Source organism: Arcobacter sp. YIC-80, from assembly GCF_044841725.1.
Taxonomy (GTDB): Bacteria; Campylobacterota; Campylobacteria; order Campylobacterales; family Arcobacteraceae; genus Arcobacter_B.
Genome location: NZ_JBJBSI010000010.1, coordinates 1 through 19616, shown reverse-complemented (window position 1 = coordinate 19616; position 19616 = coordinate 1). Strand labels below are relative to the sequence as shown.

Sequence of the window (19616 nt, the reverse complement as noted above, 5' to 3'; positions counted from 1 at the left end):
AATGTAAAAATAGTGTGGAAATGGTGTACTTGATAAAAATATTATAATCTTTCATCAGTTTTTATAATTTCTTTAATTTCCTTTTCTATTAAATCTATATCATCAGTTGCTTTGATTATTTGAATATCTTCTTTACTAATCATATTATTTGCATAAAGTGATTTTTCAATAAACTTTAATAAGTATTCCCAATACTCATAACCAACTAAGTATATTTTAAAGCCTTTTGGCATTTTTTTTGTTTGAGTAAGTGTTAATACTTCAAACATTTCATCTAAAGTACCAAAGCCACCAGGGAAAACCACACAAGCTTTTGAGTATTTAACTAACATATATTTTCTTGAGAAAAAATAGTTGAAAGTCATATTTTTAGTAGTATAATCATTTTTTGATTTTTCAAAAGGTAAATATATACTAAGTCCAATAGAGTGAGCTTTATTAGCTTCATAAGCACCTTTATTTGCTGCTTGCATTATTCCAGCGCCACCACCTGTTACTACATTTATACCATTTTTACTTAAATTATAAGCTAATTTTTCAGCAAGTTTTGCATATTTATCTTCACTTTGAGTTCTTGCACTACCAAAGATTGTTACATTATTTTTTAAACCTTTAAAAATTTCTTTTCCATTTGTAAAATCGTCATTTATCTTTTTTTTGTATACTGTATCAGGACTTAACATCTCATCCTCCTTATAAAAAAAATATTATTTATATAAATTATATGCCAATTTATATTAAAAAACTCACTATTATCTCACTAGAATTTGATACACTTTTATTTTAAATTAGGAGATTTTTATTGTTTAGTGAAAAGAATATACCCAAACTTATAATATTTACACCCATTTTTACTGTTATTTTAATTGCTTTTTTTACTATTTATTTCTTTATAGAAAATCAAAATAATTATTTTGAAGCTCAAAGTATAGAAGTTGAAGAAGCTTATATCAATAAACAAAGAAATATTCTAAAAAAAGAAGTTGATTATGTAATAAATTACATTGAACATCATGTAAAAAGAAATACTAAATTAAGTCAAAAACAATTAAAAAAAGAACTTTTAAAATATATAGAGACTATAAGATATGAAAAACATGGATATATTTGGGTTCATGATACAGACTATTATCTAAGAGCTCATCCTTTTAGGCAAAAGAGTATTGATACTTTCGATATTGAGTTAAAAGATGCTATGGGAACTTATATCACAAAAGAGTTTATAGATAAAACAGTTAAAAACCCAAAAGGGATTTTTATAGAGTATTATTGGCAAAAACCAAAAAATGTTCATTTCTCAAAGAAACTTGGTTTTTTTAGACTTTATGAAAAATATAATTGGGTAATTGGAGCAGGGCTTTATATCGATGATATTCAAAACTCAATTTATGAAAATAAGAAAATATTAGAACAAAAAATCAACAAGCATATTAGATTGGTTGTGACTATTTCTTTTTTAGTTATTTTAGTAATTGGTATGCTCTCTTTTATAATGTCAAAAAAAATTACGCAGGTTTTTAAAGCTTATCAAGATAGTGTGAAGAAAAAAGAGCTTTTATTGGAAGACTTAAATAGAAATTTAGAACTGAAAGTTCAAAAAGCAATTACAGAAGTAAAGAAAAAAGATAGAGCTATGCTTCATCAATCAAGGTTAGCAAGAATGGGAACTATGCTTAGTATGATAGCTCATCAATGGAGACAACCTCTAAGTGAAGTATCAGGTATTTTAATGGAGCTTGAAACAGCAAATAAATTTAATAAAGCTGATTCAAATATGATAAAAGAGAGTATTGATGAGTCAAATAAACAAATACAATTTATGTCAAATACAATTGAAGATTTTAGAAACTTCTTTAAGCCAGATAAGAAAAAAGTAGACTTTCATATAGAAGATGCTTGTGATGAAGCAATTACCTTAGTTTATGCTTCTTTGAAAAATTTCAATATTAAATTAAATAAAAATGTAAAACATAATTGTTTAATTCATGGTTATGAAAGGGAATTTGCACAAGTTATGTTAAATCTTATTTCAAATGCAAAAGATATATTAATTCAAAGAAATATTCAAAATCCAAAAATAGATATCACTTTGGATAAAAAGTTTAATAATGCAATAATAAAAGTGCAAGACAATGCAGGTGGAGTTGAAAATGAATATTTAGATTTAATTTTTGAACCATATTTTACTACTAAAAGTAGTTCAAAGGGTACTGGCTTAGGTCTTTATATGGCAAAAATGATTGTTGAAAAAAATATGCAAGGAGAATTAATAGTTGAAAATAAAAAAGCAGGAGCTTGTTTTTTTATTATTTTACCACTTTAAAAAAATTTAAAATGATACTAAATTAATACTATTTTTTTGTATATTACAATAATTTAAATTTATAAAGAGGTATTATTTTATGAGTCAAAAAGAGTTTGTATTTTCAGCACCTAAAGAAATTTTAGATATGAAAGAAAGTTTTGATTATCCTATTTATACGAAAATTGAAAATAAAGGATTCAAACTTTTAGTTGATAAAAACACATATTATAATAAACAAGACTGTTCTTTTTATAAAAAAAATGAAATGAAAAAAGTCTTTATAAATGTGAAAGATAAAATAAAATATCAATCTGATATTCAAAAATATATTTCTAGTATTGTTCAAAATGAAGAAATTTCATTAGATGTAAAAGCTTCTTTAATCAATGATATAGCAAAAGATACTATGGAAAATCTTTTTCAAGGAGATTTATCAATAGAGTCTTTACAAGATGTAGATACTTTTTTAAGTTGTAATATAGATTTTATTTTAAGTGATGAGTTAGCAATGAAATCTATGTTAAATGTAATGTCGTATGATTATTATACCTCGACACATTGCATTGATGTTTCAACTTATGCATTAGCTTTTGGTGTTTATTTAAAGCTAAGTAAAGATGAATTAAAACTTTTAGGAAAGGCAGCATTATTACATGATTTAGGGAAAAAGAAAATTGATAAGAATATAATATGTAAAAAAGGAAAGCTCACAAAAGAAGAGTTTGAAATGGTTAAAGCTCATCCTGCTTTTTCTGTAGAAATACTAAAAGAGTTTGGAGAGACAAATCAAAGGTTATTAAATATCGTTGAACAACATCATGAAAAATGTGATGGTTCAGGATACCCAAAGGCATTAAAAAGTGATGAAATTGATGATTTTGCTAAAATTATAGCAATTTGTGATATTTTTGACGCATTAACAACAAGGCGAAGTTACAAAGATAAGTTTGATAAATATGAAGCTATTATGATTATGTATGAAAAAATGAATGGCGAAATTTGTCAAAATTATTTAAGACAGTTTTTACAGTTTTTAAAAGTAACATATTAAAGATTAGCCTTGTTTATAAAATATTTTAAATAAGGTTTTAAATGGAAGAGTTAATCAAGCAACTTCAAAATTATACTGTTTTATGTGTAGAAGATGAAGATGGTATTAGAAAAAGAATGGTCAATACCTTAAAATACTATTTCAAAGAAGTTTATGAGGCTAATAATGGTGAAGATGGTTTTTATATGTATCAAGAGTATAAACCCTCATTAATTATAAGTGATATTGAAATGCCAAATCAAAATGGTATTTCTATGATTGAACAAATAAGAAAAAAAGATTTTGATACTTTGGTGATTATGATAACTGCATATTCAAATGAAGAATATCTTTTAGAACTTATAAACCTAAATATAAATCAATATATTTTAAAACCTGTTAATTCAGATTCTTTACTTAATGGAATTACAAAAGCTTTTGGTAATAGATTAAATGAAATGATTGAATTTTCACAAGATTTATATTTTGATGTGACTCAGATGGAATTGTTTTATAAAAATGAACTTGTATCTTTGAGGAAAAGAGATAAAGAGTTTTTATTGCTTTTACACAAAAATAGGAACGGTGTGCTTACTTATGACTTAATTGAAGAATATCTTTGGAGAGATAAATCAATGAGTATTTCTGCACTAAAAACTTTTATCAAAGAATTCCGTCAAAGAATACCACTTGATATTATCACAAATGTGCCACAAATTGGTTACAAATTAGTAAATTAATAAAAAACTCACTATAAACTCACTTGATTGTTTTATGATTTCCTTATAAAAATAAGGAGAGAAAAAATGATCAAAAAAAGTTTATTAATAGTTTCATTAGCATCTTTAGCTTTAGCTGGAAATGTTAAAATGGATTTAAATGCAAAATACGGTGCAAATAATTTTCATACAAAAGGTGCTGTAAAGTTTGCTAATCTTGTAAAAGATTATTCAAAAGGAAGTGTAAATATTACAGTTCATCCAGGAAGTGCTTTAATTAAAGGTAATCCATTAAAAGCTGTAAAAGACGCTACAGTTGCTATGACTGATATGTTTATTCCTTTTACATCAGGTGGAGGAAAAGTATTTGGAGTTTCAGCCTTACCTTTTATTGCTAACTCTTATGAAGATGCTTATAAATTATATCAACTTTCAAAACCTGCTTATGAAAAGACTGCTAAAAAATGGAATCAAAAACTACTTTATTCTGTAACATGGCCAGCATCTGGTTTTTATTCAAAAGAGGCTGTTTCTTCAGTTAAAGATTTTAAAGGTGTAAAAACAAGAACTTATGATAAAAACTCAGCTTCATTTATTAATCAAGTAGGTGGAAATGCTGTTGCTCTACCTTGGGGAGAGGTATATTCTTCTCTTAGAACAGGTATGGTTGATTCAGTTGTAACTTCATCTTCGTCAGGAAAAGATGGTAAATTTTGGGAAGTTTTAAATAACTATACAAAAATCAATTATGCGTATCCTCTTCAAGCAGTAACAATTAACTTAGATTATTGGAACTCTTTAAATAAAACTCAAAAAGATGCTGTTTTAAAAGCTGCAAAACAAATTGAAAAATCACAGTGGGAAGCTGTAAAACTTGAAGAAAAAGATGCTTTAGAGACTTTAGAAAAAAATGGAATGAAAATTGTTGAAGCAAGTCCTGAATTAAAAAAAGAATTAGACAAAATAGCTTCAAAATTATTAGAAGAGTATTTAGCTGATGCCAATTCAGATATCAAAAAAATATTCAAAGAATATAGAAAGTAATAAGTTATGAACTTAATTACTAACTTTATAGATAAGCTTACCAAACTTGGGGCTTATCTTGCGGGATTTATTTTAGTTTCTTTGGTTTTATTAATATTAACAGAGATTTTTTTAAGATCTTTTTTTGATATTTCAACAATGATAGCTGATGAGTATAGTGGATATTTATACTTAGCTTCAATCTTTTTAAGTTTAGGATATGCATTTTCAAAAGATGCACATATTAGAATTAACATAATTACTTCAAGATTATCAAAAAAAGTAAATAAAAAGATTGATATTGTTGCAGCAATTATTACTTTGGGTGTTTTAGCTTTTTCTTTATATAGAACAATTCTTTTTACTTATGATTCTTATGAACTTGAAATGTTATCAGAAAATGTATCTGAAACACCACTTTATTTAACACAGTTAGCAATGCCAATAGGAATTACTATTTTTATGTTAGCAGTTGTTGTATTTATTTTTAAAGGATTCTCAAATGATAGCTGATCCACTAATTTTAGCAATAATTTTAATTGCTGTAATGTTTATATTTTTATTATCATCTTTATGGATTGGTGTATCTTTAATACTAACAGGTATTATAGGAATGCTTATTTATGAACATAATTTACCACCTGTAATTAGTATTTATGACAAAGTGGGAGACTTACTTGCTTCATCTTTATATGATGCAATGAACTCTTGGTCACTAGCTGCTTTACCAATGTTTATTTTAATGGGAGAGATTTTATATAAATCTTCTATTTCTACAAGATTGTTAAATGGTTTAAAGCCTTGGCTTTCATATATTCCAGGAGGACTTTTACATGTAAATGTTGCTGCTTGTTCACTTTTTGCAGCTGTATCTGGTTCTAGTGCTGCTACAACGGCAACTGTTGGAAAAATTACATTAGATGAACTTAAAAAAAGAGGATATTCTAAAGAGTTAGCTATGGGATCACTTGCTGGTTCTGGTACTTTAGGTTTTTTAATTCCACCATCTTTAATTATGATTATTTATGGTGTAATGTCTGATGTATCAATTGGTAAACTATTTTTAGCAGGATTACTTCCTGGTCTTTTAATGGCTTCTTTATACTCATTTTACATTATGTATAAAGCAAAAGTTGATCCAAGTGTTTTACCTCAAAGTGAAGAAAAATTCACTTGGTCTGATAAGTTTAATTCATTAAAAGATTTAGCACCAATTTTTTCTCTAATTGTTTTAGTATTAGGGTCTATTTATGGAGGCTACGCAACACCTACAGAAGCTGCTGCTCTTGGAGTTTTAGGTAGTCTTATTTTAGCTACGTATTTTAAAGCTATTTCAATAGATATTCTAAAAAATGCAATTTTAAATACTGTAAAAACATCTGTTATGATAGGTTTTATTATTGCAGGAGCAGTTTTCTTATCTCAAGTTATTGGATTTTTAGGAATAGCTAGAGCTATGAGTGAGTTTATTACAGGACTTGGATTATCTCCAATGATGTTAATCTTGCTTATTGGTATTATGTACGTAATTTTAGGAATGATTTTAGAAGCTATATCAATTGTTGTAATGACTTTACCAATTGTTTTACCAATTGTTGTATTAGCTGGATTTGATCCTCTATGGTTTGGTGTATTTTTAGTGTTTATGGTTGAAATGGCTCAAATTACACCACCTGTTGGATTCTCATTATTTGTAATACAAAGTATAAGTAATGAAAAAATACAGACAATTTTAAAAGCTACATTCCCATTTTTTATTCTGATGATTGTAACGGTTATAATAATTACTCTTTTCCCTGAAATAGTATTTTATTTACCAAATCAAATGATTAAATAGTAACAAAAAGAAGTAGTTTTGCTACTTCTTTTTTTATTTATATAAAACTCACTTTTTTCCTACTTTCAATTGTTAATATTTTTAAAAATTTTAGGTAGGGAAAAATGCTTGAATTACTATATGTATTTATTTGTGTAATGATATATTTAATTTCTTTTATTTATAGAAGAATATCAATATTATCAAGTTTAGTGATTTTATATGTGGCTTATATTTTAGAGGTTAATTTACCTTTTGCTCTAATAGTTTTACTTGTATTAACAATAACAAGACTAAGAAAAGAAGGAGTAAGAGAGGAAATTTAAAAAATAATATGTTTAATATATGGTAGAATAAGGAATATCAATGCAAGGTAATGAAATGGCAACTATTAGATTAAACTGTGATATGGGTGAGAGCTTTGGTATTTGGAAAATGGGATTAGATGAGCAAGTAATGCCTTATATAGATATGGCAAATCTAGCTTGTGGATTCCATGCAAGTGATGCTGTAACTATGAATAAATCAGTAGCTCTTGCTAAGCAAAACAATGTGACTATTGGAGCCCATCCAGCATATCAAGATTTAGTAGGTTTTGGAAGAAGAACAATGCAGTGTTCTTTAGAAGAGATAAAGTCAATAGTTTTATATCAATTAGGTGCACTTAGTGCTTTTTGTAAAGCACATAAAACAGCAATATCTTATGTAAAACCTCATGGAGCTTTATATAATGATATGATGAGAGATGAAAATATTTATAAAGCAATTGTAAGTGCTATAGCTTCTTTTGATAAAAATATTAAAATTATGATTTTATCAGGTCCAAAAAATGAGGCTTATAAACATACAGCACTTTTATATGGAATAAACGTAATTTATGAGGTATTTGCTGATAGAAACTATAATGATGATGGAAGTTTAGTTTCAAGAGCAAGAGAAAATGCAGTTATTCATGATGAGTTAGATGTGGCTGAGCGAATTGGTACTTTAAAGAATTATGGATATTTACATAGTGTAAGTGGACAAAAATTGTATATGGCTGTTGATACTATTTGCGTTCATGGTGATAATGAAAAAGCTTTAGAGTTTATAAAGCTACTTAAAAAGGCGATGACCTAATGCAATTTAAAGTAGCATCTGTTGATTCACTTATTATATATTTTGGTGATGAAATAGCACAAGATGTAGCACTAAAAGTAAAAAAAGCTTATCAAGGTTTAAAAGGTTTAAATCTTGATGGGTTAATAGAAATCATTCCTTCATATACTTCAATCTTTATTAGTTACGATATTTTTAAATATGATTATGAGAGTTTAGTTGAACTTTTAAAACAAGAGATAAATCTTGATTCAAAAGTAGAATTTGAAGAAAAAATTGTAACTATTGATACTTATTATGACCCTGAGGTTGGGCTTGATTTAAAAGATATGGCTTTTAAAACAAATCTTAGTATCGATGATATTATAGGGATTCATTCAAATAAACTTTATGATGTATATGCAATTGGTTTTTTACCAGGTTTTGCATATTTAGCGAGTGTTGATGAAGCTATAGCAATGCCTAGATTAAGCAGTCCTAGAAAACAAATTCCAAAAGGTTCAGTTTCTATTGCAGATACTCAAACAGCAGTTTATCCTCAAGCTAGTCCTGGGGGTTGGAATATACTTGGTAGAACCGCATTGGAACTGTTTGATAGAAGTTTAGATACTTTATCTCCTTTAAGTGTTGGAGATAAGGTAAAGTTTAATCCTATTACTAAAAAAGAGTTTTTAGCACAAGGAGGAATTTTATGAGTTTAGAGATTATAAATTCTCCTATTTTTGCCACTATTCAAGATAAAGGAAGATTTGGTTTTAACTCTATTGGTGTTACAAACTCAGGAGTTATGGATGAGTATGCTTATTTAGTAGCTAATAAACTTTTACAAAATAGTGAAGATGAAAATATAATAGAAATAGCTTTTTCAAATGTAGAGTTTAAAGCTTTAAGCAATTTAAAAATAGCTATCACTGGTGCAAAATGTGAGTTTTTTATCAATAACACTCTTTATACAACTTGGCAAACATATAATATTAAAGTAGGTGATATTATAAAAGTTGGAAAAATACAAGAGGGTGCTAGAGTTTACCTTGGAGTAAAAGGTGGCTTTGATATTCCTAAAGAGTTTGGAAGTAATTCTACAACACTAAAAGAAAAACTTGGTGGAATAAATGCAGATAGATTACAAAAAGGTCAAATCTTAAAATGTAAATCAAACGATGATTTTTACAATATAAGATTAAAAGAGAAGTTTATTCCAAAATATGAAGATACTTTAGAATTAAGAGTGATTTTATCCTACCAAGATGAATTTTTCCCAAAAGAGGAAATAGATAAGTTTTTTTCTTCAATTTATACTGTATCAAATGAGTTTAATAGAATGGGCTGTAAACTTCAAGGAGATGCTATTTCTTGTAATATTGATGGTATTATCTCAGAAGGAATAGGTTTTGGTTCTATTCAAATTCCAAGTGATGGACAGCCAATTGTTTTACTTAAAGATAGGCAAACAATTGGTGGTTATCCTAAAATCGGTTCAGTTTTAAGTATTGATTGTTTTAAATTAGCTCAAGCTAAGCCGAAAACTAAAATAAAATTTAGGAGTATTAGCTTAAATGAAGCTCAAGAATTAGTAAGAAAGTTTTATAGTTCTTTACTATAAAAGAGTTTCAATAAGCTCTTTGGAATCAGTGCCTTTTTTATAAGCACTGATTTTATAATCAAAATTTGCTTTTAATACAATACCAGATTTACTTTTTAAAGTACTGTTTTCTAAAAGTCTTTTTATATTATTTATTAAACTTCTAACATCTTTATCTTTTTTATCTTTAAATATTATAATAAATTTGTTATTTAAAAATCTTACAATTTTGAAGTTACATTTATCATCTTCAAGATGCTTTTTTACAAAATTACATATAAATATAAGTAGGTTATTAGATAGTATATCTCCATACTCTTTTTGAATATATTCATAATCAACTAAATCAATAAAAGATATAATTCCATCTTCTTTAAAATAAGCATTTTTATCTAAAAATTGATTGTATAACCATTTTCTATTGTATGCAGAAGTTAAATCATCGAGAAACATTTTTTTATTAAGTTTTTCTATTTCTTTTTCTAATTCATTCATTTGTTTATAGATTTCACTTAAAGCATCTGTATCTTTATCTTCAATGGCCTTTTTCGTATCTTTTGCTACTTTTTTTAAACTTGATGCATTTGAAGCGACTATTCCCATATAGTTTTCAATAGTATTAAAATCTTCAAGAATTAATTTGTTTATTTCTTTATTGAATTTTTCCTCTTCAACATCTATTTCTAAAGTTTTTGCATTTTTATTAAACTTTTCGAAATAAACTGATGGCATTATAATTTCATTATTTAGTAGCTCATTTAAAGTAAGATTTGTTATCTTTCTAAGCTCTTTTTTCATTGTTTTTCTCCAATTATTTCTTCAATAGATTTAGGTTTACTTATATAATAACCTTGTGAATAGTCAATACCAACAGCATTGACGTATCTTAATATTTTTAAATCACTTACAAATTCAGCTACAATTTTTATATTTTGTTGTTTACAAAAATGAACAATACTTTTGATCAGATTCAAATAAATATCTTCATTTATTTTTTTTATTAGTGAGCCATCAATTTTAATATAGTCAATATTTAGATTTAAAATATATTCATAATTAGAAAAGCCTGTACCAAAGTCATCAATTGCTATTTTAACACCATATTTTTTAACTTTTGAGATGAATTCATTTACTATATTATAGTTTGAAATTTTTTCACTCTCTAATATTTCAATGGTAAGATATTCTCCAATATGATTTTTATTTATTTTTCCAACAAGAGCTTTTTGAACGTAAGGATTTAAAATATCAGTATAATCAAGGTTTACACTAATATGTATTTTATACTTTGTTATATAGTTTATTACCTTATCTATAAGTAGCTCCATAAGTTTATGATAAAGTCTTGCTTTTTTCGCTTTTTGAATAAATACAAATGGAGATAAAATATTTCCTTCTTTATCAAAAATTCTCATAAGAGCTTCATATTTTATAACTTCTTCTGTATCTGAATCTACAATTGCTTGTAAATATGGTTCTACTAATTTATTTTCAATATTATAAGTTAAAAGTTCAATAATATTTTCAGTCTTATATTCACTTTCATATAGTTTAGCATCGTAATAAGTAAAATGTATATTATTTATTTTTGCATTATATAGTGCTTTTTCCGTATAGACTCTTAGGTAAGCATCATTTGATTTTGAACAACCAATTGTAATATCTATGTTAATGGCTGTAGTATTATTTTTTAACAAGAAATTATGATTTATTACTTTTTTAAATATAAGTTTTCTAATAATTGAGATTTCTTCTTGGTTTAAATTGTCATATAATGTTATGGAAAATACATCTGCATGAAGATTTGTAAGATAAATATATATATTTCTTTTTAGTGTTTTTCTAATTAATTTAGTTATTTTTCTTTTTAGTAATATTTTTAATTGGCTTATAATATAATCACCATTTCGAAAACCATAAATTGCATTAATATCTTTCATATAAAGAATATCAATTAAAAATTGAGTTTTTACATCTTTTCTATGAAGATGTTTGTATATATAACCATTTAAAAACAAAATTTGCCTTATTTTAAAGAAATCCTAATCATTATATATAATTTAGCTTTAAGAATTGTAAAAAAAGTCTTAAAAAATTATAAATTTTACAGCTTTCATTTAGAAACCTTGTAAAAACTTTTGTTTAATCCTATTTTTGATAGAATCCATCAACTATATTATCTAGGATATAAAAATGAAAAAAATAAATATAAAAGATTTATATATAGATATAGATTTAATACAACTTAGTGAATTTATAAATGTAAATAATATATTAATGATAGATTATAAAGGAGAGTTATTAACTCAAAGTAATAACAATCCAATTGTATTAAAAATATCTGATTTAAGTAAGTTTAAACAATTAAAAGATTTAAAACAATTAGCTACAACTTTATTTGAAAAATATAAACCTATAATTACAGGTACAACTTGTAGAATTAAACCTTTAAATAACTGGCAAGAAATTATAGATTTTAATAGAGAATTTATGCTTTATTTTGATCACCAAAGTGATGGTGTAGAAATATTTGAAGACTCTATACTTGAAGATTATGGATGGCATGCAAGTGCTTTAGAGATTAATTATAGACAAATAAGTGATTTTATAGAAGAAAACTGTGATGGTATTTTATTATGCTATGATAATGAAATTCAATTTAGTGGTTTTGCTATTGTGTCTGATATTTCTAATGTTAGAGAAGAAGTTAAACAATTTATAATAAAAACAGCAAAATATAATATAGAAACAAATGTTGTTGATTTAGATGATGAAGATGCTCAAGAAGCTTGTGAGTTTTTTGGCATAGAGGAATAATATGGAAGATTTGATTAGAGATTGGGGATATATAGCCCTTTTTGCTTACTCTTTTGGTGGGGGTTTTGTTGGTTTAGTGTTTGCAGGGATTTTATCTTATGCAGGGGATTTAAACCTTTATATTTGTATTTTAGTAGCAGGAGTTTCTAACTTTTTGGGAGATCAGTTTCTTTTCTTTTTAGCTAGAAAGAATAAATCTTATGCAAAAGATATGATGAAAAAATATGGAAGAAAAATAGCAATGGCTCATTTACTTATGAGAAAATATGGCTCTTTTGTAGTTTTTTTCCAAAAATATGTATATGGTATAAAAACATTAATTCCTCTTGCTATGGGACTTACAAAATATTCAGGAGTTAAATTTTCAATACTGAATATTTTTGCTACAGCACTTTGGGCAATTGTTGTTGGATATGCTTCTTATACAGCAGGAGAAGTTATTTTAAGTTCAGCAGATGAATTTAAGTATGTTGGTTTAGGAATTGTAGCAGTAATACTTCTTACAGTTTCTTACTATTTTAGAAAAATATAAAAGGCTATAAAATTTCTACATTTGATAAATTAAATTTAAAAGAAGAGTTTGTACAAAACTTAGACTCATTAGAGTATAAAAAAATGACAAAGATACAAGAATTATCTTTACCTCATACTTTAGACAATAAAGATATTATTGCAAAGGCAAAGACAGGTTCTGGAAAAACTGTTTCTTTTGGTATACCAATTGTAAATAAGTTAGATGTTAAAAAGTTTAGAATACAAGCTTTAGTTTTAGCTCCAACTAGAGAACTAGCTAATCAAATAGCACAAGAAGTAAGAAAACTTTCAAGACATATTCATAATGTAAAGGTTTTAACTCTAACAGGTGGAGTTCCTTTTAAGCCTCAGGTTTCTTCTCTTTTTCATGGTGCACATATAATAGTTGGAACACCAGGAAGAGTTTTACAACATATAAAAGAAGATAATATTAATTTTGAAGCATTAAATACTTTTGTTTTAGATGAAGCAGATAAAATGCTTGATATGGGATTTTTTGATGATATTAAGCTTATTATTGATGAGTTACCAAAAGAAAAACAATCAATGCTTTTCTCCGCAACTTATGAAGAAAATATAGAGAGTCTTGCTTCTTTTGTTCTTCAAAATCCAATAAATGTAGAAGTTGAAAATGAAGAAAAAGCAAATATTAAGCAATATTTTTATGAAGCAAATGAAGCTTCAAAAACTTCTTTAATCCCTTCTTTGATTAGTTTTTATGAAGCAAAATCAGTGCTTATATTTTGTAATATGAAAATTAAGTGTGAAGAGTTAGCAGATGACTTGTATGAACTTGGATTAGATGTTTTAACTCTTCATTCAGATTTAGAACAAAAGCAAAGAGATGAAGTTATTACATTATTTTCAAATAAGTCTTATCCTGTATTAATTGCCACTGATGTTGCTTCAAGAGGCCTACATATTGATGATATTGATTTAGTTATAAATTATGACTTAGCAAGAGATGAAAAAGTTCATACTCATAGAATTGGTAGAACAGCAAGAGCTGGTAAAGGTGGTATTGCAGTTTCTTTATATAATGAAGATGAATTAGAAAAAATTGAGGATATAAAAGAGTTTTTTTCTGATATTACTTTTGATTCAGTAAGTAATATTAAAGATAATCCTTCTTTTAAAATTGATAGTGATTATAGAACATTATTTATTAATGGTGGGAAAAAACAAAAACTAAGAGCAGGGGATATATTAGGGGCTTTAACGGCTGGAATAGGTTTAGATAAAGCAAGTGTAGGTAAAATCACTTCTTATGATTTTTGTTCTTACGTGGCTGTTAAAAAAGAAGATATAAAAAAAGCCCATGATGGATTAAGTAATAAAAGAATTAAAGGTAAATATTTTAGAGTTTTTGAAAAATAATATTTCAAAAAGTAACTAAGTTTTTTTAAGAAGAATTATATATTATTTAACTCTTCTCTTTTAGATTTTTTTAAATATAATAATTTAATACACAAAATGGATAAATATGATAAATAAGATTTTAAACTATTTTTTACTTAAAAATTCATTGTTTTTAAAAATTATTTTAGTATTTACTCTTCCTGCACTTGGTATGCTATATTTTAGTTCAGTTTTAGTTTATGATAAAATTAAAACATTAAATGAAGTAAAAAATGTACAAAAAAATATTGAATATACTGTTGTGACTCAAAAACTAATTCACTCTTTACAACTTGAAAGAAGCGTAAGTTCTATTTATATGAATTCAAAAGAGTATAAAGAAAAATTCATTAAACAAAAGATAACTACTACATCAAACTATGAAAAATATTTAAATAAACTTTTAACACTAAAATTAGATGAAAAACTTATAGAAAGTACTAATTTAATTAAGTTAGAATTTTATAAGTTAGAAGCTTTACGAGAAAAAGCACTTATTTCTAATAAAAAAGACATACCAATAGTTTTTAATGAGTATACATCTATAATAAATAGTTTAGTAAACAGCCTAAATCTAATCAAACCAGTTGAATCAGCAACAGCTTTTAATAATAGATTTTCATATTTAGTTAACTTGCTTAGGTTAAAAGAAAATATGTCAATTCAAAGAGGTATAATATCAATGAGTTTGTCAAATAACTTAATTGATCAAAAAACTTTAAATGAACTTCAAAAAAATATAGTATTAGAAAAAGAGAATAAAAAACAGTTTTTATCTAAGGCACAAACTAATGAAAAAGAAAAATTTAAAGAAGCCTTTAATAATGAAGATGTTAGAAGAATAACAGAAATTAGTAGTCAATTAGTAAAAGGTATAATACCCCAAAATATAAGTTTGCAGACTTGGTGGGAAATATCTAATCATAAGAATGAAGATTTAAATAAAGTATATAAATATGTTATATCACAAACTTTAAAGTACTCAAAAGAACTGCAAAAAGAAGCATATTTATCACAAATACTTAGTTTAACTTTTTTGTTTGTATCCTTTTTAACTTTAATTAGTCTATTTTTTGTCTTAAGAAATATCGTTTCAAGTGAACAGTTGAGTTTTAATAAAATTAAAAAACAACAAGAAGTTTATAAACTTTTGAATACAACAAATAAATTTCTTATAAAAATTGATAATGAAAAAGAGTTGTTTTCTCAAATATGTAAATTGATATATGACAATAAAAATATGTCATTTGCGTTTATATATAAAGTTTTAGAAAATGACTTTAAGATAATTTCTCAAGATGATGAATTGAAGTATATTTTAAATAAAAAATTTAGAAAAGAAACTAATAAAGATAACTTAGTATCTAAAGTTTTAAAATTAGATACAAATATTATTATTCATAATTATGAAGAAGAAAATATATCCTTACTTAATGATGTTGCTTTTACTTACAATATAAAATCAGCTGCTTCTTTTCCTATTAAAAAATTTGGTAATATTGATTCTGTTTTGGTTTTATATTCAAATGAAAAATATTTTTTTGATGAAGATATTGAAATATTATTTGGGAAAATGATAAATGATATGAGTCATGCTTTGGAAAAAATAGCTTATGAAAAAACAAGAAAACTTCAAGAAGATGAATTAAGACTTGCATCTTATGCTTTTGAATCAAATGAACCTATGATTATTACAGATAAAGATTCTTTTATTATTAATGCAAATAATGCTTTTTGTAAGGTTATGGGGTATAGTAAAAAAGATGTAATAGGAAGACGTCCAAGTATGTTTAAATCAAAACATCAAGATAAAGAGTTTTATGCAAAACTATGGTTTACATTAAATAAAGAAGGCTCTTGGAGTGGTGAGATTTATAATACTAAAAAAGATAAACAAAAAATTCCTTTAAGATCTACTATTACTGCAATAAAAGATGATAATGGAATCGTTACTCATTATTTAGGACAATATATAGATATTAGTGAGCAAATTGATAAACAAAAAGTTTTAGAATATCAAGCTACACATGATAATCTAACAGGTTTACCTAATAGACTTTTACTTTTAGACAGAATTGAACATGCTATTACTAAAACAATCAGGCATCAAATAATTGGAGGTTTAATTTTTATAGACCTTGATAATTTTAAACAAATAAATGATACTTTAGGACATGATATAGGAGATAAACTTCTTATTATGGTAGCTCAAAAATTAAAAGCTTGTATTAGACAAGAAGATACAATTGCTAGAATTGGTGGAGATGAGTTTATAGTTCTAGTTGATTGTATTGGTTCAAGAACGCAAGAAGCAAAAGAAAATTTAAGTTCTTTAGCAAATAAAATTAAAGATTCTTTGAATAGTATAAGTCATATAGATGGACATAAAAATATATCAACTCCAAGTATAGGAATTACTCTTTTTAAAGACTCTTCTGTAAATGCACAAGATATTATAAAGCAAGCTGATACAGCTATGTATGTGGCTAAAAAACAAGGAAAAAATTCAATAGAGTTTTTTAATTGATTTATGTTAAACTTTTGCTTTTAAAAAATATAAGGAATTAAAATGAAATCAGCTAGTGCAAGACACTTATTAGTAGAATCAGAAGAATTATGTAATGAATTAAAGCAAAGAATTGCTGATGGTGAAAAGTTTGAAGATATAGCAAAAGAGTATTCAACTTGTCCATCAGGTGCAAAAGGTGGAGATTTAGGTACATTTTTCCAGGGACAAATGGTTCCAGAATTTGATAAAGTAGTTTTTAATGATGAAATTAATGTAGTTCACGGACCTGTAAAAACTCAATTTGGATATCACTTATTAGAAACAACTTCAAGAAATGATTAAATAAAAGAGAGTTCATCTCTCTTTTATTTTAATATATAAGACTCTTTTACTCCTATTTAAGATTTTTTTATTATAATGCTATTGCGACTTAGTTGCATATATTAAAAATAAGAATAAATTATGAAAATTACAAAATCAAATATAGCAAAGCTTCCATCAAAACATGGTAAGTTTTTAATTAAAGCATATAAACAAGATAATCAAGAGCATTTAGCAATAATGAGTGAGAATTTTACTGAACTTAAAAGTCCTTATGTTAGAGTTCATAGTGAATGTTTAACAGGGGATGCACTTGGAAGTTTAAAATGTGATTGCCAAAACCAATTAGATTTAGCATTAAATTTTATTTCAAAAGAGGGTGGTTTGGTAATTTACCATAGGCAAGAAGGTCGTAATATAGGTCTGTTAAATAAAATAAATGCGTATGCTTTACAAGACATGGGTAGAAATACAGTTGAAGCAAATCTTGAATTGGGTTTTGCTGAGGATGAAAGAGATTATAGTGTAGTAAAATATATTTTTGAAGATTTAGGTGTAGAGAGTATTAAACTCATAACAAATAATCCTAAAAAAATTGATTATATAAACTCAATAGGCGTAGAAATAGTACAAAGAATACCTGCTATAACAAAAGTAAATAAGTATAATGAAAACTACTTAAATACTAAAAAACAGCATTTCAAACATCTATTGTAGTTTTTATATTTATTGTCAATCTCCCTTTGATTAAATATCAAACTAGGAGATTGCTAGAGCCTATAAAACTCAACCCCTAGTAAACTTAACACCACTAGCAGAATAAATAACCCTTTTCCCATAAAAATCATTAGTTTCCTTATCTTCATAAGAAGGCTTATTTACAAAACTTAATTTAGAGGAATGATGTAGATAAGTATGTTTTAACTTTCTATATAAATCTTGGTTTTCAGTTCTTAACTCTTTTCTTTCTTTTAAAATATCATAAACCTTATCTAATGTATCATCCCTATAAAAACAATAATTATCTAATCTTCCTAAAGGAACCCTTTCAAAATCATCTTTTAAATTCTCATTGTCTAATGATCTAGAAATATCTTTATATAAAGCTCTATCATGCATAAGTCTTAAAGCTATGTGTTCATATTTATTTGAAACTTGTTTCTTATACATATAAACAAATAAAGTATTAACACTATAGTTTGTTCTATATTCTTGTTTTATATAATAATAAAATCCATCTTCATTATTTAAAATATCTTTTTTTGAATTTACTTGATTAATAGTTGTTTTCTCTAACCAATTATATTTTCTATTCCAAGCCTCAAGTTTAGCTTTTATAAATGAAATATCAAAACCACTAACTCTTCTTTGTGTTAAAAGAATTAATTCATCTTCTATATTATATCCACCACCAACATCTGCATGAGCTCCAGGAATATAATACTCTTCAAACTTCTTTCCTTTACTTGGGCTTTCTTCTTTAGTTTTATAAAACTCTTTATTTATATCTGTAAAAATAGAAGAAGTATCAAAGTTATATCTATACTCATCATCAGCCATAAGATGAACTACTTGTCCTATTTTTTCTTTATTCTCAAAAAAATCAATATTTAAATCTTTAAAATCATTTGATTGTATGACACCATGATGAGTTACAGTATCATAGATACCTATAAACCTAAAAGATAAAGAGTCTATTTTAATCTCTTTTTGTCCATAGTATGGATTAGCAATTATATCTCTTCCCTGGTTATAAGTTTTATTTTTAGTATTAAAGGGATTAAATATTTTATTTCCATTATATATTACATAACCATCTTTGAAAAAAGAAGAAAAGATATTTTTATCTTTTTTTGTTTTAACACTATATTTCTTATTTCCATTTTCTACTAATTCACAATCTTTTAATATACTATTTACAAAATGCCTAGCAGCAGAAGCACCTCTACTAAATCCAAAAACATCTAAAACTAACTCATCAATATGATTTATATCAGAAGCTCTTAATTGTTCTGCTATTTTTAAACAACTATAGATGATATGAGCTTTAACACCTGTATAACCAAAATCAAGTCCTAAACCAAAAATTCCATCTTTTCCATAATCTTCATTTATAAAAGGATTACTTGTTCCAGCTCCACTTTCATAAAGTTTAAATCTAGTAGGAACTAAAGCTTTTTTATTTCTTTTTATATCATTGCCATTGTAAATATTATATAACCTACTTATATTTGTTTCACCATTTGTGTAACTGCTATCTTCATCTTTATCTACTAAGATTTCTTCTCTTACAAACTCTTCTCTATCTTCTTTTTTTATATTTTTTTTGCCATTTTTAACATCAAGAAGATACTCAAATACTTTTGAAGAATGCTTAGCTTTAGAACTATCTAGGATTTCTTTCTCTTCTAAGCTTAGATTAGATTCTTTATCAAAATATATTATTTCTTTTTTTGTATTATTT

The 19616-nt window shown here is 25.7% G+C and carries 20 protein-coding genes; 16 read left to right on the top strand and 4 right to left on the bottom strand.

All coding sequences use genetic code 11. From position 1 onward, the window contains the following. Positions 1 to 41: 41 nt before the first annotated feature. The gene (locus tag ACH5BK_RS12195) at positions 42 to 683 is read right to left on the bottom strand and encodes a TIGR00730 family Rossman fold protein (protein WP_404307792.1); all 642 of its coding nucleotides are present in this window, start codon (positions 681 to 683) and stop codon (positions 42 to 44) included. Between the two features lie 119 nt (positions 684 to 802). On the opposite strand from ACH5BK_RS12195, the gene ACH5BK_RS12190 reads away from it, so the two are divergent. The 10 genes from ACH5BK_RS12190 (at position 803) to ACH5BK_RS12145 (ending at position 9594) form a co-directional block, all read left to right on the top strand. Beyond that, on the top strand, positions 803 to 2323 hold the full coding sequence (locus tag ACH5BK_RS12190; protein ID WP_404307790.1) for a cache domain-containing protein: 1521 nt from the start codon (positions 803 to 805) through the stop codon (positions 2321 to 2323). Between the two features lie 79 nt (positions 2324 to 2402). After that, positions 2403 to 3356 (top strand): HD-GYP domain-containing protein, encoded by a 954-nt coding sequence (locus ACH5BK_RS12185; RefSeq protein WP_404307788.1) that lies wholly within the window; start codon positions 2403 to 2405, stop codon positions 3354 to 3356. Positions 3357 to 3397: 41 nt separating this feature from the next. Beyond that, positions 3398 to 4075: a response regulator transcription factor gene (locus ACH5BK_RS12180; protein ID WP_404307786.1), complete on the top strand. Its 678-nt coding sequence runs from the start codon at positions 3398 to 3400 to the stop codon at positions 4073 to 4075. 66 nt (positions 4076 to 4141) lie between these two features. Then, entirely contained in the window at positions 4142 to 5098 is a 957-nt protein-coding gene (locus ACH5BK_RS12175; RefSeq protein ID WP_404307784.1) for a TRAP transporter substrate-binding protein, read from the top strand. A 6-nt stretch (positions 5099 to 5104) separates the two neighbouring features. Further along, a complete protein-coding gene (locus tag ACH5BK_RS12170; RefSeq protein WP_404307782.1) occupies positions 5105 to 5590 on the top strand; it encodes a TRAP transporter small permease subunit in 486 nt (161 codons plus the stop codon). After that, positions 5580 to 6914 carry a TRAP transporter large permease gene (locus ACH5BK_RS12165; protein ID WP_404307780.1) on the top strand — a complete coding sequence of 445 codons (1335 nt, stop codon included), beginning with the start codon at positions 5580 to 5582 and terminating at the stop codon, positions 6912 to 6914. The genes ACH5BK_RS12170 and ACH5BK_RS12165 overlap by 11 nt, the downstream gene beginning before the upstream one ends. Positions 6915 to 7018: 104 nt before the next feature. Then, positions 7019 to 7219, top strand: coding sequence for a hypothetical protein (locus ACH5BK_RS12160; protein WP_404307778.1), 201 nt, complete (start codon positions 7019 to 7021; stop codon positions 7217 to 7219). Positions 7220 to 7274: 55 nt separating this feature from the next. Then, positions 7275 to 8012 carry a 5-oxoprolinase subunit PxpA gene (locus tag ACH5BK_RS12155; protein ID WP_404307922.1) on the top strand — a complete coding sequence of 246 codons (738 nt, stop codon included), beginning with the start codon at positions 7275 to 7277 and terminating at the stop codon, positions 8010 to 8012. Further along, positions 8012 to 8686 carry a 5-oxoprolinase subunit PxpB gene (gene pxpB, locus ACH5BK_RS12150; protein WP_404307776.1) on the top strand — a complete coding sequence of 225 codons (675 nt, stop codon included), beginning with the start codon at positions 8012 to 8014 and terminating at the stop codon, positions 8684 to 8686. Before ACH5BK_RS12155 ends, pxpB begins: the two co-directional genes overlap by 1 nt. Then, the gene (locus ACH5BK_RS12145) at positions 8683 to 9594 is read left to right on the top strand and encodes a biotin-dependent carboxyltransferase family protein (protein ID WP_404307774.1); all 912 of its coding nucleotides are present in this window, start codon (positions 8683 to 8685) and stop codon (positions 9592 to 9594) included. The genes pxpB and ACH5BK_RS12145 overlap by 4 nt, the downstream gene beginning before the upstream one ends. Here ACH5BK_RS12145 and ACH5BK_RS12140 read toward each other — a convergent pair. Next, positions 9589 to 10371 (bottom strand): diguanylate cyclase domain-containing protein, encoded by a 783-nt coding sequence (locus ACH5BK_RS12140; RefSeq protein WP_404307772.1) that lies wholly within the window; start codon positions 10369 to 10371, stop codon positions 9589 to 9591. The two genes, ACH5BK_RS12145 and ACH5BK_RS12140, sit on opposite strands and share 6 nt — an antisense overlap. Continuing rightward, the gene (locus ACH5BK_RS12135; protein ID WP_404307770.1) at positions 10368 to 11591 is read right to left on the bottom strand and encodes an EAL domain-containing protein; all 1224 of its coding nucleotides are present in this window, start codon (positions 11589 to 11591) and stop codon (positions 10368 to 10370) included. Before ACH5BK_RS12135 ends, ACH5BK_RS12140 begins: the two co-directional genes overlap by 4 nt. 175 nt (positions 11592 to 11766) lie before the next feature. On the opposite strand from ACH5BK_RS12135, the gene ACH5BK_RS12130 reads away from it, so the two are divergent. The 6 genes from ACH5BK_RS12130 (at position 11767) to ribA (ending at position 17869) form a co-directional block, all read left to right on the top strand. Beyond that, complete coding sequence (locus ACH5BK_RS12130; protein WP_404307768.1) at positions 11767 to 12390, top strand: hypothetical protein; 624 nt, start codon at positions 11767 to 11769, stop codon at positions 12388 to 12390. Between the two features lies 1 nt (position 12391). Beyond that, positions 12392 to 12922 carry a DedA family protein gene (locus tag ACH5BK_RS12125; protein ID WP_404307766.1) on the top strand — a complete coding sequence of 177 codons (531 nt, stop codon included), beginning with the start codon at positions 12392 to 12394 and terminating at the stop codon, positions 12920 to 12922. Further along, a complete protein-coding gene (dbpA, locus tag ACH5BK_RS12120) occupies positions 12919 to 14301 on the top strand; it encodes an ATP-dependent RNA helicase DbpA (RefSeq protein WP_404307920.1) in 1383 nt (460 codons plus the stop codon). The genes ACH5BK_RS12125 and dbpA overlap by 4 nt, the downstream gene beginning before the upstream one ends. 106 nt (positions 14302 to 14407) lie before the next feature. Further along, positions 14408 to 16849 carry a diguanylate cyclase domain-containing protein gene (locus ACH5BK_RS12115; RefSeq protein ID WP_404307764.1) on the top strand — a complete coding sequence of 814 codons (2442 nt, stop codon included), beginning with the start codon at positions 14408 to 14410 and terminating at the stop codon, positions 16847 to 16849. A 42-nt stretch (positions 16850 to 16891) separates the two neighbouring features. Next, the gene (locus ACH5BK_RS12110; RefSeq protein WP_404307762.1) at positions 16892 to 17173 is read left to right on the top strand and encodes a peptidylprolyl isomerase; all 282 of its coding nucleotides are present in this window, start codon (positions 16892 to 16894) and stop codon (positions 17171 to 17173) included. A 120-nt stretch (positions 17174 to 17293) separates the two neighbouring features. Beyond that, positions 17294 to 17869 (top strand): GTP cyclohydrolase II, encoded by a 576-nt coding sequence (gene ribA / locus ACH5BK_RS12105; protein ID WP_404307760.1) that lies wholly within the window; start codon positions 17294 to 17296, stop codon positions 17867 to 17869. A 69-nt stretch (positions 17870 to 17938) separates the two neighbouring features. Here ribA and ACH5BK_RS12100 read toward each other — a convergent pair. Next, on the bottom strand, positions 17939 to 19616 hold a 1678-nt coding region (locus tag ACH5BK_RS12100), incomplete at its 5' end, for a T6SS phospholipase effector Tle1-like catalytic domain-containing protein (RefSeq protein ID WP_404307758.1).

Bases quoted from the DNA above. Each gene is read 5' to 3' on its own strand.
- ACH5BK_RS12195 (WP_404307792.1), bottom strand. From the start codon at position 683: ATGTTAAGTCCTGATACAGTATACAAAAAAAAGATAAATGACGATTTT.
- ACH5BK_RS12185 (WP_404307788.1), top strand. From the start codon at position 2,403: ATGAGTCAAAAAGAGTTTGTATTTTCAGCACCTAAAGAAATTTTAGAT.
- ACH5BK_RS12180 (WP_404307786.1), top strand. From the start codon at position 3,398: ATGGAAGAGTTAATCAAGCAACTTCAAAATTATACTGTTTTATGTGTA.
- ACH5BK_RS12175 (WP_404307784.1), top strand. From the start codon at position 4,142: ATGATCAAAAAAAGTTTATTAATAGTTTCATTAGCATCTTTAGCTTTA.
- ACH5BK_RS12170 (WP_404307782.1), top strand. From the start codon at position 5,105: ATGAACTTAATTACTAACTTTATAGATAAGCTTACCAAACTTGGGGCT.
- ACH5BK_RS12165 (WP_404307780.1), top strand. From the start codon at position 5,580: ATGATAGCTGATCCACTAATTTTAGCAATAATTTTAATTGCTGTAATG.
- ACH5BK_RS12160 (WP_404307778.1), top strand. From the start codon at position 7,019: ATGCTTGAATTACTATATGTATTTATTTGTGTAATGATATATTTAATT.
- ACH5BK_RS12155 (WP_404307922.1), top strand. From the start codon at position 7,275: ATGGCAACTATTAGATTAAACTGTGATATGGGTGAGAGCTTTGGTATT.
- pxpB (WP_404307776.1), top strand. From the start codon at position 8,012: ATGCAATTTAAAGTAGCATCTGTTGATTCACTTATTATATATTTTGGT.
- ACH5BK_RS12145 (WP_404307774.1), top strand. From the start codon at position 8,683: ATGAGTTTAGAGATTATAAATTCTCCTATTTTTGCCACTATTCAAGAT.
- ACH5BK_RS12140 (WP_404307772.1), bottom strand. From the start codon at position 10,371: ATGAAAAAAGAGCTTAGAAAGATAACAAATCTTACTTTAAATGAGCTA.
- ACH5BK_RS12130 (WP_404307768.1), top strand. From the start codon at position 11,767: ATGAAAAAAATAAATATAAAAGATTTATATATAGATATAGATTTAATA.
- ACH5BK_RS12125 (WP_404307766.1), top strand. From the start codon at position 12,392: ATGGAAGATTTGATTAGAGATTGGGGATATATAGCCCTTTTTGCTTAC.
- ACH5BK_RS12115 (WP_404307764.1), top strand. From the start codon at position 14,408: ATGATAAATAAGATTTTAAACTATTTTTTACTTAAAAATTCATTGTTT.
- ACH5BK_RS12110 (WP_404307762.1), top strand. From the start codon at position 16,892: ATGAAATCAGCTAGTGCAAGACACTTATTAGTAGAATCAGAAGAATTA.
- ribA (WP_404307760.1), top strand. From the start codon at position 17,294: ATGAAAATTACAAAATCAAATATAGCAAAGCTTCCATCAAAACATGGT.